Raw genomic sequence first — 16,377 nt, forward strand, 5'->3', positions numbered from 1 at the left:
GCTATGGCAACATGCGCGGCCGCTGCATCGAGCAGCGGATCACAAACACCGCTGACTGCCCGTACTGGAGAAACACAATGGAATGGATGTTGTTGCCGCTCAAGCGCTATGCCGACTTCGAAGGGCGTTCGCGTCGCAAGGAATATTGGATGTTCATGCTGTTGCAGGCGATCATCCTGGTCGTCCTGACCATCATGTTCGGTATTGCGGCAGCGGTCATGGGCGGCGACGGCAACCCCGGCCCGCTGGCGTGGCTGGTGTTCGCCATCATGATCATCGTGGTATTGGCGATGATGGTGCCGAGTATCGCGGTGACCGTGCGTCGCCTGCATGACCAGGACAAGTCGGGCTGGTTCTATCTGATCAGCTTCGTGCCGTACGTCGGAGGTCTTGTCGTGCTGGTCTTCATGTGCCTGGAAGGTACGCCCGGCCCGAATCAGTACGGCGAAAACCCGAAGCTGTAAGCAGCTGGTTCAAGCGTGATCGAACGATGGCGCAGGCATCCCCTGCGCCATCGTCGTTTACGCGGCCGGTTGTCTACGGCGCGGCGCGTGGCATGGGGCACGACCTCATCGGCAGCTTGCTCAGCAGGCGGCCGAATGATGCGCAGTGGTTGCACTCAGGCTCTTGCCTGGCAAAAGCGGATCCTTGTCTGATGAGGCAAGTTCCAGCTTGTATCCGTGCGAATACACGGTCCGGATACGTACCGCACCACTGTGATTGCACAGCTGCAGTTTCTTGCGCAGCTTGTAGATGTGCTGTTCCATCGTGCGGTCGGTGAATTCGGTGTGGCTACCCCAGACCGCCTTGGCCAACTGGCAGCGGCGGAAGCACACGCCAGGGCTGGAGAACAGGAGCCAGGCAATCGAAAATTCGCGCGAGGTCAGCACGATCGGCTTGCCATGCAGGTAGACGGTGTTCTCCTCGCGCACGAGTTGGTACGGGCCGACACTCAGTTGCTGGGCTTCCTGGCAGGCCTGGGGCGCCGGGCTAACCGCCAGCGCCGCGCGCACCTGCAACTCGTGCGAGTTGAATGGGAGCGCTAACACTTCCTGTGCGCCGGACTGGTACCAGGCCAGGATGTCGTTCGGGCAGTCGAACCGACCCAGTACGATCAGTGGCGTGGGATGGCCGCTGTGGCAGCGCTGCCAGGCCAGCACCGAGCTGTCGTCCGGGGCCACGCAAGTGGCGTCGAAGATCAGCAGCTCGCAGGGCGAATGCCGCAGCGTGCGCAAGAGCTCCAGTTCATCGGAAAACACCGCAACGTGGGGCGTCAGCGGGGCGAGGCTCGCATTGACCTGCGAGGCTAGGCGCGCGTCCTGCGTTAACAGGAAAGCCGATCCCTGCTTCCCGGAGGCGTTGCCGTGCATCAGCCGGCCTTCCCATACTGGCACGCAGACAGGCCATGTACTGAATGCCGGCAACGGGCGGTTGGCGCCATGATGAAACCCACATCTCTGGATAAGTGCATCGCCATACCATCGGGCTGCCGGGGGAAGGGTCTGACCGAGGTCGGACGAATGGTATGTACCATTCCAAAGGCAGAAAGTTTCACTGCTGCGCACTTTTCTTCGGGTTCGGGTAGGCGCGCTTTAACTTGCGCTCATGTATGCGTAACGCAGCTCTTACACACAGGGCATGCGCGATACGAAAGACGCATAGGCGCGCAGTTGGCCGTGCAATCCTGGCGGTTCCAGCTGCGCAGGTGGCTGAGCGGCCGCCATGGAATTGGTCGTGAGAGGTCTAGACCAGGGTATTGCGATTAGGACGCTCGCGCATCGCACTTGGAATAGGTTTGCGGGGTCGGTAACCAGAAAGTGACTTCGGTTATGAATGGCCGACGCGCGTGCGTTGAATGCTCTGGATCGTCACACGTGCCGATGCGTAGCGACAGCTAACCGCCCAAAATCCATGTCGAGGTGATGTGTTGGCAGACGTTGTGCAATGAGCGCGCAGGAAGTGGCGCCAACGTGTCTTCGATACACGCTCGAATCGGTTGCTATGTCCTGCGCTAGACATTCTCTGGCGTACGCAAACAACCGCGGCGCTTATGCAAAACGCACGGCAGGGCCGGTGGTGGACAGAGTGAGGTTTTTTGATTTTTGCGGTGCTCCTAGGTGAGAAATTCCATTGGATCCGCTGCATACAATCGTTTGCGCCAGCGAGAGCGGCGCGCTGTTGTCATTTGCTCATCCCCCTATGAGAGAGCCCGGCATGATCCTTTCCACCTACTTCGCAGCGATTTCTGCCCTGTCGTACGCAGATCGTCTTCCTACCTATACAAGCAGGATGCTGGTTGGTGCCTGGCCGCAAGGTCTGCAACATCTTCAACAACGCCGCGATGGACAGGCCGCGCCCGAGGGAGCCGACGATGAAGTCGCGCTGCTCGGTGCCAGTGGCGATGCGTTGTTGATCCTGGAGTACCAGGAAGAGGCCGAAGACGCCTACCGCCACGCCCTGAAGGCAATGCGTGGCCATCAGCGGCAACTGCGGCTGCTCTCCTGCCGCAATACCGCATGGTTGATGCTCAGCCAGCGCCGACTCAGCGCCGCACTGAACTGCTTCGCGCAGCTGGCGATGGATCGCGACACCCCCGCCTGCCTGGGCGGCGAGAGCCTGCTGGGCAAGGCGCTGACCCATTTCCACCTTGGCCAGAGCACGCTGGCACTGCAGACCCTGGAGCGGGCGCACGAGGTGCTGGCGGAGCTGGAAAGCGGAGCCTCGGACTGGCTGCGGATCACCACCGCGTTGCGGCTGGACATGATCGCGCAGCTGCGCATCCGCCGTGCCGACCGCATGAGCGACCACGTGTTCTGGCAGGCCACGCTGCGCCAGGAAGATGCCGCGCATGCGTTCGAGCCCAGCGAACTGCGGGCCTGCATTGCCGATCTGGCCGAGAGCATGCCGGTGCTTGCACAGCGCATGCGGCATGTCCGCAACCTGCTGCGGATTGCCGGCGGCGACACGTTCGGTTTCGACGCCCAGATCGATGCATTGCCGGCGGCGGCGAACGGCTGCCCGCCGTGCGCGCGGCAGGATGCGCAGGTGGAGCTGGCGCTGGCGGCGCTGGCGGTGGGCCGGGCCGATCTGGCCGAGCGTGCGCTGGCCGGTGCCGGGCGGCATCACGCGCCACGCTGGAATCTGGAGTACGAGTATTGCCAGGCCAAGATCAGCCAGGCGCTGGGTCGTACCGAACAGGCCTTGCTGCTGTACAACCGCTACGCGCTGGGTGCGGTGCAATGCCTGCGCAGCGAAGTGCAGGCGCCGCGGCTGCTGGAAAGCGGCACGCCTGCGCATGTGAGCGACGACATCTCCGCGCGGTTGCCGGCCAAGTACCGGCGCGCGTATAGCTACATGATCACCAACGCGCACCGCTCGGATCTGTCGATCAATGAAGTCGCCGCGCAGATCGGGGTGACCGGGCGCGCGCTGCAGCAGGCGTTCAAGTCGGCCACCGGGCTGTCGCCGACCCAGGTCCTGCGGCGTTACCGCATGCAGAGCATCCGCGACGAACTGCTGGCCGACGGCGGTTGCGGCAGCGTGCTGCAGGCAGCCAGCCGCTGGGGCGTTGGCAGTCGGTCAGCGCTGGCCAAGGGGTACCGCCAGCACTTCAACGAGGCGCCGATGGAGACCTTGCAGCGTTAGTCGACCCGGCCACGGCCCGGTGCGCATGCCGGGCCGTGGCGCGTCGTTTTCGATGACCGGAGACAGGCGCCGTTGGCTGTACGCACGGTAGGGCAGGAGCCGAAGTGAGACGTGCGTACAAGATGGCCAGCGGCTATCCTTGCCGGCTCGCACTGCCATCAGGAGGCGCGTCCGAGGACGGGCGTGGCCGCCAAGGAAACGACGACGATCATGCAAGATCCTATCTCCGAGGCGACGGACGCCTCACAGATCCGCCGCGCCGGCGTCGATCTCAATGGACTGATGTCCGTGCTCAGCAAGCATCTGTATTCCACGCCGGTGGTCGCGCTGCGCGAGCTGGTGCAGAACGCGCACGATTCGATTCTGCGCCGCCGCCTGGAGCAGCCTGATTGGCATGGCGAATCGCGCATCCATGTACAGGCCGATCCGGCGCAGGGCATCGTGCGCATCATCGATACCGGTGCCGGGCTCACCCAGCAGGAAATCCACGACTATCTAGCCACCGTCGGGGTGGGATACACCCGCGGGCTGCGTCAGGGCGGGCATGAAGACAGCGGTTTGATCGGCATGTTCGGGCTGGGGTTCTTGTCTGCCTTCGTGCTGGCACGGCGCGTCACCGTGCGCACCACCTCCTACCAGAGCCCGACGTTGGGCCATTGCTACATCTCCAGCAATGCCGAGCACTACACGGTGAGCCCGATTCCGGCGCGTGCCCAGGTGGGCACCGAGGTGGTGCTGGAACTGCATGAGCAATATCTGCCATTGGCGCAGCAGGGGCGGCTGCACGAGATCCTGTCGCGTTACTGCGCATTGCTGCGCGAGCCGATCTGGGTCGGCGCCGATGCGCAGCCGATCAATCCCGAGCCGCCGCCGTGGCGCACGCACGATGCGGTGCCGCTGCATCCGGTGCAGGCGTGGCGCCGGCAACGCGAGTTCGCGGCACGCTTCGAGCGCAACTTCGAACCGCTGTGCTGCATGCCGGTACGTGCCGACGATGGCAGCGATGCGGTGGGCCTGCTGTGGGTGCAGGACGGCGCAACCTATGGCACCAGCGACAACCGCAATCTGTCGGTGTTTTTGCGTGGCATGTTGCTGGACGACAATGCGCGCGAACTGCTGCCGCCGTGGGCGGGCTTCATCGGCGGGGTGATCGAATCCAACCGCCTGACCCCGACCGCAAGCCGCGAGGATCTGCAGCGCGACACGGTTTACAGCGCGGTGCAGCATGCCTTGTCCGAAGCCCTGGTGCAGGGGCTGGCGGAGGTGGCGCGCCAGCAACCGGAGGCGTGGCGCCGCATCCTGTTGCGGCACAACGAAGCGTTGCTCGGCGCGGCGCTGTGCGATGAGCGCCTGTTCGAACTGCTGCTGGAACACGTGCGCGTACCGACCTCGCAGGGCGACCTGCCGGCGCAGCAATTGCCGGCGCGTGGCGCGGTGCATGTGATCCTCGACAGCGACGGCGGTTTCGAGGAAATGCTGTTCCGTGCGATGGGCGTGCCGGTGGCCTATGGAAACCGCTATGCGGTGGTGCCGTTCCTGCGTCGCTGGGCGCAGGCCAAGGGGGTGCGGCTGGTCGAACTGGGCACCGAGCACGGCAACCGCCAGCTGTTCCATCTGGACACGTTGCCGGCCGACGAACTGGCGTGGCTGGAACAGCACCTGGGCGATGGCGAAGCGCTGGTGCCGGCGCGCTTCAGCCCCGAAGAACTGCCGCTGGTGGTGGTGCCCGACCGCGAGGCCGAGCTCAAACGCCGGCTGGAACAGGACGAAAACGACAAGCGGGTGTCCACCGCCGCATTGCGGCTGGCGCGCCAGTTCACCGCGCGCATCGAAGCACGCCAGACCCAGCGGCTGTATCTCAATCTGGACAATCCGGCGTTGCAGGCATTGCTGGCCGCGCAGCGCGCCGGCAACCGGCAGGCAGCGGTTGCCGCGCGCCTGCTGCGCTCGCTCAAGGTGATCGTGTCGGCACAGGGGCGCACGCAGCCGCCACCCGGCGGCGGCGCATCGGGCGGTCCGGATCTCAACCAGGCGTTCGGCGATCTTGCCGGGGCCGTGACGCAATTGCTGGCGCGCTGAGCGCCGCACTGAAGGACGCACGCGATGGAAATCTGGAACTGGGTGGAAAAGCTGCAGGACGACCTGGGCGACGCCGGGCAGCCGCAGAACGCGCAGCTGCTGACGCGCCTGACCGACCATATCTGCGATCTGCAGATCGAGCGCGCCGAGGCCCTGTTGCCCGAGGCGCGTGCGCTGGGCAAGACGCTCGCCAACCCGTGGCTGGAGGTGTTCGTCGGCCACTGGGAGATGCGCAACAGGGTCGGCAATCTGTGTGAGGGCGAGCGTGCGCTGGGCGATGCGGTGGCCTTGTTCGAGCGGGCGCACCGTGCCGATGCAGTGGAGTGCCCGCAATCGGTGTGCGTGACGCAGGATCTGGCGGCGTGCTACGCCAATATCGATGGCCCGGGCTGGGTGCAGGAGCGTATCGAGGTCTGCGACGAAACCCTGGGCCGCATCGACCCGAGCTGGTCGTGCTATCAGTGCCTGAGCTGCGAAAAGGCCGATGCCCTGCTCGACGACGGTCGCGGCGACGCTGCACTGGCGTACCTGGATCAACAATCGCAGACCATCGTTGCGCACGGCGGCGAGATCTTTGATGGCGTGCCGGACATGCGCATCTCGATCCTGCTGTCGCTGGGGCGTGCAGACGAGGCGCTGGCTCTGATCGAACAACGCGAACGCGACGCGGCGCGCGAAGGCGCGGAGTGGGCCAATTGCAGCCAGCCGCGTCGCTTGCAGAAGGCGCGCGCGCTGGCCATGTTGCATCGCGATGACGAAGCGATGGAGTCGCTGCTGCCGTGGCGCGAGGTGGCGCCGCGGTATCGCCTGCACTGGCTGCGCGCGGTGGCGGTGCTGGCCGCGCGCGCGCCTGCACGCAACACCTGGGATCTGGGCAGCCGCCTGCAGCTGATGCTCGATCATTACGCGCAGGTCGGTGCGCATCGCATTCTGATCGAGGCGGCCGAGCTGGCGATCGACCTGGCACTGCAGCGCGGCGCGGTGTGGACCGCGCGCCGGCATCTGGTTCTGGCACGCGCGCATGCGTCCAAGCTGCGCCAGGACCGTGGCGCGACGCAGGCGCTGGATGGCTGGGCCGCGCGTATCGAGGCGGCCTCCACCGGCGAGGCGCCACCGGTGCCAGCCGCGCAGTTGCTGGCGTGGTTGAACGCGCAGGGCGAGGAGGTGGTGCGTAATCCGGAACGCGAAGCGCAATGGCTGTTGCAGGCGGCCGCCGAGCGCCCCGACGACGCCGAATTGGTCGACACCGCGGCATCGGCGCTGAGCGCCTGCGCGGCGGACGAGCAGGCCATCGCGCTGCTGTGGTCTTTCGTGCAGCGGCATGCCGACCACGAAACCAGTCCGACCTTCCGCCTGATGAATTTATTGCTGGGCCGTGGCGACGATGCCGGTGTGCGCCGCCTGGCGCTGCTGTATCGCCCGCAGGTGCCGGTGGTGGCGTTGTGGTGCGAGGCACAACTGGCCCAGCGGCTGGCCGACTGGCCGGCGCTGGAGCAGGCCTGCATGGCGCTGCTGGAGCTTTCTCCGGGCTCGCATGGCGCGCGCGGATTGCTGGCGCGCATGTATCTCACCACCGGCCGTTTTACCGAGGCGGCCGCGGTGTATCGCCAGTTGATCGCGGTGCTGGAGGAGCCACGTTCGGCGTACTGGGACCACATGACCGCGGCCAGCGCCGCGCAGGACTGGGACGCGGTGCGGGCCTCGGCAGCGGCGATCGGCATGGAACTGAGCAGCACCAGCGGGGCGGTCGAGGAAGACTGGGGCTGGGTGATCGTGCGTTGCGTCGACGATGGCGAAGTGGCCGAGTACTACGCGCGCCGCACCGGCCCGGTGACGGCGCGCATCATCGAAAACGCGCCCGCGCACCGCCGCCAGCATGTGGGCGATTGGGTCGTGTTCGATGCCGAGTTGCTGTACCCGGCGCCCGAAGACGACGCCGAGCGCGAGCGCTTCGTGCCGACCTATGCGCAGGTGCACGTGCTGCAGACCGGCGGCTACGGCAGCAGCTGGCTGGTGGATGGTGTGGACCCGGGAGAAGAGGTGGTCGAGGCCTTGCGTGCCGACCTGGAGATGCGTGGATGGAAGCTGTGGCGGCATAGCCGCGCGGACTACCGCGTGGTCGACCCGGAACACCCGGAGGCGTTCGACCCGGAGGACCCCGCCTCGGGTCTGCCGGGGGTGTTGTTCACGGTGGCGCTTCCGGAAAACGTCTCGCCGCAGGAATTGCATCGCGTCTTGCGCTGTACGACCTCGCGCTGGTCGCACCCGATGTGCTGGCTGCGCCTGGCCGAGGCCTGCGATCAGGATCCGCGCCCGCATCTGGATGCGGTGGAGCGCTACGGGCTGTAAGGCAGTCCGTAGATAACACGCTGCGCATGCTGCGAGGCTGCGCATCCAGCGGCACCCTTGCCGAATGCCGACGATCAACTGTGTTTGCCGTAGTGCTCCAGCCAGTGCGCGCAGGAGGCCGGCAGCACCTACGACGGGCGCCCAGTGCCAGTGCCGCCGGAGACGGCCACTGCGGGTTGGCCAGGTGCGCGCGGCCGATCATCAGCAGTGCCATCTGCCCGTCGGCCGCCACCCGGTCTGCATTGTGCGGGTCGTGGATATTCCTGGACGAGGCAACCGGTAATTGCGCCTCGCGGCTGAGGCGTTCGGCGATCTGCGCCAACAGCGCCGGCCCCCACGGAATCTGCGCACTCGGCGTGCTGAAGCCCTTGCTCACATCCAGCAGGTCCAGGCCGCTGCGTTTGACGTTGCGGGTCGGCGCGATGGCCCGGCCAGCATCTGTTCGTCGCGGCTGTCGACGTCGGGACGCGCCGATGCAAAGGACGGATGCAGGCTGGTGCGGTTCGCACCCGATGCAGCAGGGCAGAGGCACGCCGCGGTCGCGGCGGCCCGCTCCGGTGGCCATCGATGCGCCGCGCCGGCGTTGTCTGCAGGCGTGGCCCGGCGCACGTTCGGTGGTGGCGCCGCAATGTCAAACTGCCGCGGTGGCGTCCTCTGACCGCTACAGATTTGCGTGCTGGTTGCCGAATCTGAATTGCTTTACTCTGCTGCGCATCGGCGTGGGGGCGCCGCGTCGGACAGGGCGCAGTCCAGCCCGCATGCCCAGCCTCTCTACTTTTTACTTTGGCGGGTGATCTCATGGTGGCACTGCAGCAGCGCTCGATCGACGCGATTCGTGACCAGGAAGCCGCGTTGCTGGCTGCCTGGCTGGGGTCGGGCCTTGGCAACGATGCGCGCATCTCGCGGCAGGATCTGCAGGCCCAGGGCGCGGACTTCCTGCGCTTGCTAGTGGCCTCGCTGAAGGACGACGGCAGCAGTCTCGACAGTGCCGAGTGGAGCGAGGTGCGGCGCTTCCTGGAGACGCTTTCGCGCGATCGCGCCACGCGCGGCTTCGATTCGCAGGAAACCGCCAACTTCATTTTCTCGCTCAAACGCGTGCTGTTCGAGCTGGTGCAGCGCGAATACGCCAGCACGCCGGACGACCTCGGGCAGCAGCTGTGGGCGCTGTCCGAACTGCTCGACCGCCTGGGCCTGTACACCGTCAAGGCGTTCCAGAAGACCCGCGAAGACATCATCGTGCGGCAGCAGGAAGAGATGCTGGAGCTGTCCACGCCGGTGGTGAAACTGTGGGAGGGCGTGCTGGCGCTGCCGATGATCGGCACGCTGGATTCGCAGCGCACCCAGGTGGTGATGGAATCGCTGTTGCAGCGCATCGTCGACACCGGTTCGGAAATCGCCATCATCGACATCACCGGCGTGCCCACCGTGGACACGCTGGTGGCGCAGCATCTGCTCAAGACCGTCACCGCAATCCGGTTGATGGGCGCCGATGCCATCATCAGCGGCGTGCGCCCGCAGATTGCGCAGACCATCGTGCACCTGGGGCTGGATCTGCAGGGCATCGTGACCAAGGCCAACCTGGCCGATGCGTTGGCGCTGGCGCTCAAGCGCACCGGCCTGACCGTCAGCAGGGCAGACTGACATGGAGCGCATCCCGATCCTGCGGATGGGCGACCTGTTGCTGGTCACCATCCAGGTGGACATGCACGACCAACTCGCGCTGCAACTGCAGGAAGACCTGTCGGAAAAGATCAGCGCCACCTCGGCGCGTGGCGTGCTGATCGACATCTCCGCACTGGATATCGTCGATTCGTTCATCGGCCGCATGATCAGCACCATCTCCGGGCTGGCCGCGCTGATGGGCGCCAGGACGGTGGTGGTCGGCATGCAGCCGGCGGTGGCGATCACCCTGGTCGAGCTGGGCCTGACCCTGCCTTCGGTGCGCACCGCGCTCGATGTCGAACGCGGCATGCGGCTGCTGCAACAACCCGACGCATCGTCATGAGCGCCGGCTCGCAACCGGTGCGCACCGAGCAGGATGTGGTGCTGGCGCGGCAGACCGTGCGCAAGCTGGTGGTGCAGTGTGGCCTGCGCCTGGTCGACCAGACCAAGCTGGTCACCGCCGCCAGCGAGCTGGCGCGCAATACGGTGATCTACGGCGGTGGCGGCGACATGGACTGGGCGGTGGTGGAAAGCGGCATCCGCAAGGGCGTGCAGCTGACCTTCCGCGACGACGGCCCGGGCATCCCCGATCTGGAACTTGCGCTCACCGATGGCTGGACCTCCGGCAGCGGACTGGGCCTGGGCCTGTCCGGCAGCCGGCGGTTGGTGGACGACTTCGTGTTGGACAGCGCTGCGGGGAAGGGCACGCGCATCACCATCACCAAATGGAAGTGAATGTTGCCGGCGCGCTCACCCAGGTCATCCGTGTCGAGGAAGTGACCCAGGTGGGACAGGTGCGCCGCGATGCGGTGGCGCTTGCCCAGGCCAGCGGATTCGGCCAGGACGCCTGTGGACGTGTCGCGCTGGTCGCCACCGAGCTGTGCACCAACCTGCTCAATCACGGCGGCGGCGGGCAACTGCACCTGTGCACCGTGGCCGGCCGCGGTGGCCTCGGCGTGGAGCTGTGTTCGATCGACCAGGGCCCGGGCTTCGTGCTCGCCGATTGTCTGCCTGACGGCTATTCCACCGGCAGCACACCGGGCAACGGCCTGGGCGCGGTGCAGCGGCATGCGGCGGTACTGGATGCGTATTCGGATGCCACCGGCGCGGTGGTGCTGGCGCGGGTGTATGCCGATGCGCAGGCCACGCCCGATCTGCCGTATGGCGCGATCCGGCTCCCGCTGCACACCGAAGTGGTGTGCGGGGATGGCTGGCACCTGGGCGTCGATGGGTCACGTGTGACGGTCACCATGATCGATGGTCTGGGCCATGGGCCGGGCGCGGCCGATGCCGCCGATGCCGGCACCCGGGTGGCGGCGACGGCCAGCGGTGAGCCCGGCGAGCGCATCGCGCGGCTGCATGCGGGCATGTGCGGCACCCGTGGCGGTGCGGCGGCGGTCATGCAGTTCGACGGCAGCAGCGGGCAGGTGCGCTTTGCCGGCGTCGGCAATCTCGGTGCAGCGCTCTGCGATGGCGATGGCGCGCGCGGCATGCCCTCGCATCCGGGCATCGTGGGGGTGCAATTTCGCAAGGCGCAGCCGTTCGATTTTCCGCAGGCCGCCGGCAAGTTGCTGGTGATGCACAGCGACGGCCTGCAATCGCGCTGGAACCTGCGCGACCACCCTGGGCTGTTGTCGCGCCATCCACGCATCATCGCCGCCGTGCTGTTGCGCGACTACGCGCGTGGCCGCGACGATGCCTGCGTTTTCGTCATGCGCCTGGGAGGCATGCAATGAATTCATCCGATGCGGCGTCGGGCCACGCGGCTGACACCGAACTGGCGAACTTGCGCCAGCAGAACCAGGCCCTGCGCGAGGAGCTGGAAGAAACCAACCAGGGCGTGCTGGCCCTGTATGCCGAGCTCGATCAGCAGGCCGAGCAACTGCGCGAAGTGTCCGAGCTCAAGAGCCGGTTCCTGTCGTACATGAGCCACGAATTCCGCACCCCGCTGGGCTCGATCCTGAGCATCACGCGGCTGCTGGAAGACGGCATGGACGGCCCGCTCAACGACGAACAACTCAAGCAGGTGCGCTTTGTCAGCGCGTCGGCGCGCGAGCTCACCGAGATGGTGGACGACCTGCTGGACCTGGCCAAGATCGAGGCCGGCCGCATCACCATTTCGCCGGGCTGGTTCGACCTGATGGACCTGTTCGCTGCGCTGCGCGGCATGTTTCGCCCGCTCACCGATGTCGGCACCACCACGCTGATTTTCGAAGATCCGCCGGTGCTGCCGATGCTCTATACCGACGACAAGAAGCTGGCGCAGATCCTGCGCAACTTCATTTCCAATGCGCTCAAGTTCACCCCGCAAGGCCATGTGCGCGTGCTGGCGCAGCTGGAAGGCGACAGCCACGTGCGCTTCAGCGTGCAGGACACGGGCATCGGCATTGCGCCCGAGCTTCACGACGCCTTGTTCGAAGATTTCGTACAGGTGGACTCGCCGCTGCAGAAGCGCCTGACCGGGACGGGGCTGGGGCTGTCGATCTGCAAGCGCTTCGCCGAGCTGCTGGGCGGCCGGGTGGGCATCAACAGCGTGGTCGGGCAGGGCTCGGAATTTTTCGTGGTGCTGCCGGTGACGCTGGCAGCGGAGAACGCAACGTGAGCAGCAGGCAGCACATTCTGGTCGTCGACGACAACGCGGTGACGCGGTATTCGGTGCGGCGCGTGCTCGAACACCATCGGTTCGTGGTCGAGGAGGCCGGCACCGGCGCCGAGGGTCTGGCCAAGCTGGCAGCGCAGTCGTTTGCCGGGGTGGTGCTGGACGTCAACCTTCCGGACATGAGCGGCTTCGACATCGTGCGCACCTTGCGCGCCGAGCCACGCACCGCGTTGCTGCCAGTGGTGCATGTGTCGGCCGCCTCGATCGCCACCGGCGACATGATCACCGGCCTGGATGCAGGTGCCGATGCGTACCTGATCCATCCGGTCGACCCCAATGTGCTGGTCGCCACCTTGCGTACGTTGTTGCGCGCGCGCAACGCCGAGGAGGCATTGCGGGTCAGCGAGGCACGCTTTCGCGAGATGTTCGAACACATCAGCGCGCCGATCGCGGTGGTCGATGCCAACCTGCAGACGCACGAACTCAATGCGGCCTTCCAGCGCCTGATCGGCAGCGCCACGCCGGGCGAGGCGATTCGTGCGGCCGGGCTGGATCAGGCGGCCACGGTGCAGGCGCTGACCACCGCACTGGCCCGGCGTGAGCGCTGGAGCGGCGCGGTGTCGCTCCTGCGCGAGGGCAAGCTGTGCGAGACCGAATGGCGGGTGTCGCCGTACCGCGAGCCGGACCTGGGCCTGCTGCTGGTGGAAGATGTCACCGAACAACGCCTGCGCGAGCGCGAACAGCGCCAGGAGCTGGATACCGCCACCACCGAACTGGCGCACCAGATCGCCGAGCGCCAGCGCACCGAAATCCAGCTGCTGCAGGCGCAGAAGATGGAAGCGCTGGGCAAGCTCACCGGCGGCATCGCGCACGACTTCAACAACCTGCTGACCAGCATCATTTCCGGCCTGGACATGATCCAGCTGGCGGTGGAATCCAACCGCATCGAGCGGGTGCCGCGGCTGGCCGAGATCGCCACCGGATCGGCGCACCGTGCAGCGGCACTGACCCAGCGCATGCTGGCGTTTGCGCGCAAGCAATCGCTGGATGCGCAACCGTTCGACGTCAACCTGCGGGTGCGCTCGCTGGAAGACATGCTGCACCGTTCCATCGGCGAGAACATCGCCTTGGAGCTGGAGCTGGCCGACGCCTCGCTGGTGGCGGTTGCCGATGCCAACCAGCTTGAGAACGTGGTGCTCAACCTGGTGATCAACGCCCGCGACGCACTCCAGGGGCGGGGCACCATCCGTGTGCAGACGGCCGCCTACACCGCGCACCAGGACCCCGAGCTGGAGGACGGCGAATACGTGGCGGTGAACGTCATCGACAACGGCAGCGGCATCGCGCCGGCCATCCTCAACCAGGTCTTCGAGCCGTTCTTCACCACCAAGCCGATCGGCGAAGGCACCGGGCTGGGCCTGTCGATGACCTACGGGTTTGCGCGCCAGTCCGGTGGCACCGCGCGGATCAGCAGTCAGGTCGGGCAGGGCACGACGGTGGCGTTGCTGCTGCCGCGGGGGCTGTCTGCAGGCGAGGTGGCACCGGCGCCGGCGCCGAGCACACCGCGCGCGCGCAACGAGCGCATCCTGCTGGTGGACGACACCGATGTGGTGCGCATGATGGTGAGCGAGGTGCTCAGCGACGCCGGGTATCAGGTGGTCGAAGCCCAAGATGCCACCGGTGCGTTGGAGCAGCTGCGCAGCGATGTGCCGATCGACCTGGTGGTGTCCGATGTCGGTCTGCCGGGCATGAACGGGCGCGACATGGCCGATGTGGCGCGCACGTTGCGGCCCGCGTTGCCGATCCTGTTCATCACCGGCTACGCCGAAAACGCAATCACCCGGCAGGAATTTCTGGCCGACGGCATGGCCCTGCTGCCCAAGCCATTCAGCCTCAACGACCTGCTCAACACGGTCGGGCAGATGCTCGACAGCAGCGCGCAGGCACGCACGTAGGGCGCAGCGGCGCGCGCCGGTGCGGTTGCCGCGGCCTCACCGCCAATGGCGCCGCAGCGCGACGGCGCGCTTGTGCGGCTCGCATGGCGTTGTGTCTGCCGCGGGCTGCGTAGTGGCAGGCAACCGCGATGCGCGTCTATCCAACGGCCCGGATCGCCAATCCCCCGTCGTCAGCAGTGACCGCCATCAGCGCGAATACGCATACGGCCCGAACGTGGCGCCCAGAAAGCTGCCGGCGGTCTGGGTGCTGAGCAGCGTGGCATCACCCTGCTCGAGCAGCGTCTGCCACTGGCCTGCGCCAACCGCGTAGTCCACATGCACCCGCGCGGCATCCAGCGTGACGCGCAGCTGCACCGGCTGGCTTGCATCGGGCAGCGGCGCGCGCGCCAGCACGGTTCCGGGGCCCGGGTCCGGCACGCCGGCGCGGCGATACAGCACGACCGCGGCAGCGGCGTCGTCGCGCACCAGCATGGCCGCCAGAAAGTGACTTTCCTTGGCGACCACTGCCAGACCTGCCTGTTCGCCGGCTGCCAGCGCGCTGCCATCCACGTGCGCGACCAGGGTGGCATGGTGATGCTGCAGGCGATGGCCCAGATAGGCCGGCTGACCGCGGCCAAGATCGCCCAGCGCCACGTTCGACGGCGTGATGCGCAGACCCTGCGGGCCAGGGAGATACCACGGCGTGGTCGGTGGGTGGATGGTCATCCATTGCATCGGCACGTGCGCATCCTGGAAGCGCTCGCTCCACTGCATCGGGCCACTTGTCGGCATGGTCTGCGTGCCTGCCGGCAAGGGCGGACGCGTGGCTACTGCCTGCACTGCGCTGCCATGCGGCAGCACCACCGGCCAGCCATCGCGCCATTGCACCGGCAGCAAAAAGGTTTCGCGGCCCAGGGCGTAGTGGTTGCCCTGGTACGGGCGCGTAGCCAGGAACACCGCCCACCATGAGCCGTCCTTGAGTTCGACGAACTGCGCGTGCCCGGCCGAGGTGATCGGCGCGTGGCGCGTTGGGTCCAGATCGCGCTGGGTCAGCACCGGATTGCCGCTCCAGGTTTCGTAGGGCCCGCTGATCTGGCGGCTCCGGTAGATCATCTGCGCGTGCTGCTCGCCGGTGCCGCCTTCGGCGGCGGTGAGGTAGTAATAGCCATCGCGGCGGAACAGGTGCGGGCCTTCGATATGTTCCGGATTGGTCGCCGGCTGGAAGCCGGAATCCACGATCACCTGGCGCGGGCCGACCAGTTTCATGCGCGCCAGATCCAGCTGCTGCAGCCAGATGGCGCGGTGCCCGTCGTAGCGCAGCTTGCCGGCGGGCACATCGTTGTTGACCAGCCAGGCGCTGCCGTCGTCATCGAAGAACAGCGAGGGGTCGATGCCCTTGGCATCCAGCCAGATGGGGTCTGACCATGGCCCGGCCGGGTCCTTGGCGGTGACCAGGAAATTGCCGCCATCGCAGTAAAAACAGGTATTGGCGATGTAGAAGGTGCCGTCGTGGTGACTGATGCTGGCGGCGAACAGGCCGCGGGTCAGTTCGTCGTTGCCGTAGTTGATCTGGGTCGGGCGATCGATGGCGTTGCCGATCTGGGTCCAGTGCACCAGGTCGCTACTCTTGAACACCGGCAGGCCGGGAAAGTAGCCGAACGTGGAGTTGACCAGATAGAAGTCGTTGCCGACCCGGATCGCGGACGGGTCCGGATGGAAGCCGGCCAGCACCGGATTGCGGTATTGCGCCTGGGTGGGCAACGGCCCGCCGTCGTCGCCCTGATAGTCCACCTGGGTGATCAGCGCGCTGCCCGCGTAGGCCAGCGGGCAACTCATGGCGGCCATCAGGCCCATCATCCATCCGACGCGTTTCAAGACAGTTCTCCGATGCTCAGCCCTGGCGCGGCGCCAGCCCGGCCAGCATGACAGCTCGCGACCGGGCGAGGCATGAGGGTGCGAGGTGCTGCGCGCGCGTGGCATGGCGTCCGCGACCGCACCGATCTGCGTCGGTGGACGTCTGCCACGCCGCTGCAACATTGCTGACATATCGTGCGCGCGGCGCCATGCTGCGCCTCCCTCCGGCATGCCCATGCCGAACGCACTCACTTC

The 16,377-nt window shown here is 66.6% G+C and carries 12 protein-coding genes; 10 read left to right on the forward strand and 2 right to left on the reverse strand.

Annotated features, from left to right (window positions below; genetic code table 11):
* The first annotated feature begins 77 nt into the window (after positions 1–77).
* A complete protein-coding gene (locus RZV17_RS06330; RefSeq protein ID WP_047695990.1) occupies positions 78–464 on the forward strand; it encodes a DUF805 domain-containing protein in 387 nt (128 codons plus the stop codon).
* 120 nt (positions 465–584) lie between these two features.
* On the opposite strand, the gene RZV17_RS06335 is transcribed toward RZV17_RS06330, so the two are convergent.
* Positions 585–1,370: a response regulator transcription factor gene (locus RZV17_RS06335; protein ID WP_355608005.1), complete on the reverse strand. Its 786-nt coding sequence runs from the start codon at positions 1,368–1,370 to the stop codon at positions 585–587.
* A 919-nt stretch (positions 1,371–2,289) separates the two neighbouring features.
* Here RZV17_RS06335 and RZV17_RS06340 point away from each other — a divergent pair.
* The 9 genes from RZV17_RS06340 to RZV17_RS06380 all read left to right on the forward strand — a co-directional run bounded on the left by RZV17_RS06340 (position 2,290) and on the right by RZV17_RS06380 (position 14,289).
* Complete coding sequence (locus tag RZV17_RS06340; protein ID WP_355609218.1) at positions 2,290–3,645, forward strand: helix-turn-helix transcriptional regulator; 1,356 nt, start codon at positions 2,290–2,292, stop codon at positions 3,643–3,645.
* 210 nt (positions 3,646–3,855) lie between these two features.
* On the forward strand, positions 3,856–5,724 hold the full coding sequence (locus RZV17_RS06345; protein WP_355608008.1) for an ATP-binding protein: 1,869 nt from the start codon (positions 3,856–3,858) through the stop codon (positions 5,722–5,724).
* Between the two features lie 24 nt (positions 5,725–5,748).
* The gene (locus RZV17_RS06350; protein WP_355608011.1) at positions 5,749–8,073 is read left to right on the forward strand and encodes a hypothetical protein; all 2,325 of its coding nucleotides are present in this window, start codon (positions 5,749–5,751) and stop codon (positions 8,071–8,073) included.
* Between the two features lie 798 nt (positions 8,074–8,871).
* Positions 8,872–9,714 (forward strand): STAS domain-containing protein, encoded by an 843-nt coding sequence (locus RZV17_RS06355; protein WP_184439862.1) that lies wholly within the window; start codon positions 8,872–8,874, stop codon positions 9,712–9,714.
* Position 9,715: 1 nt separating this feature from the next.
* Positions 9,716–10,078 (forward strand): STAS domain-containing protein, encoded by a 363-nt coding sequence (locus RZV17_RS06360; protein ID WP_047695998.1) that lies wholly within the window; start codon positions 9,716–9,718, stop codon positions 10,076–10,078.
* Positions 10,075–10,470 (forward strand): ATP-binding protein, encoded by a 396-nt coding sequence (locus RZV17_RS06365; protein ID WP_039410100.1) that lies wholly within the window; start codon positions 10,075–10,077, stop codon positions 10,468–10,470. The genes RZV17_RS06360 and RZV17_RS06365 overlap by 4 nt, the downstream gene beginning before the upstream one ends.
* Positions 10,461–11,471: an ATP-binding protein gene (locus RZV17_RS06370; protein WP_355608015.1), complete on the forward strand. Its 1,011-nt coding sequence runs from the start codon at positions 10,461–10,463 to the stop codon at positions 11,469–11,471. Before RZV17_RS06365 ends, RZV17_RS06370 begins: the two co-directional genes overlap by 10 nt.
* Positions 11,468–12,337, forward strand: a complete 870-nt coding sequence (locus RZV17_RS06375) for an ATP-binding protein (protein ID WP_355608018.1) — start codon at positions 11,468–11,470, stop codon at positions 12,335–12,337. Before RZV17_RS06370 ends, RZV17_RS06375 begins: the two co-directional genes overlap by 4 nt.
* Positions 12,334–14,289, forward strand: coding sequence for a response regulator (locus tag RZV17_RS06380; protein WP_355608021.1), 1,956 nt, complete (start codon positions 12,334–12,336; stop codon positions 14,287–14,289). Before RZV17_RS06375 ends, RZV17_RS06380 begins: the two co-directional genes overlap by 4 nt.
* Before the next feature lie 186 nt (positions 14,290–14,475).
* Here the strand turns inward: RZV17_RS06380 and RZV17_RS06385 are convergent, their stop codons facing one another.
* Positions 14,476–16,125: a glycoside hydrolase family 43 protein gene (locus RZV17_RS06385; protein ID WP_355609221.1), complete on the reverse strand. Its 1,650-nt coding sequence runs from the start codon at positions 16,123–16,125 to the stop codon at positions 14,476–14,478.
* Positions 16,126–16,377: the final 252 nt, after the last annotated feature.

Source organism: Xanthomonas cannabis (assembly GCF_040616535.1).
In the GTDB taxonomy this organism is placed as follows: Bacteria; Pseudomonadota; Gammaproteobacteria; order Xanthomonadales; family Xanthomonadaceae; genus Xanthomonas; species Xanthomonas cannabis.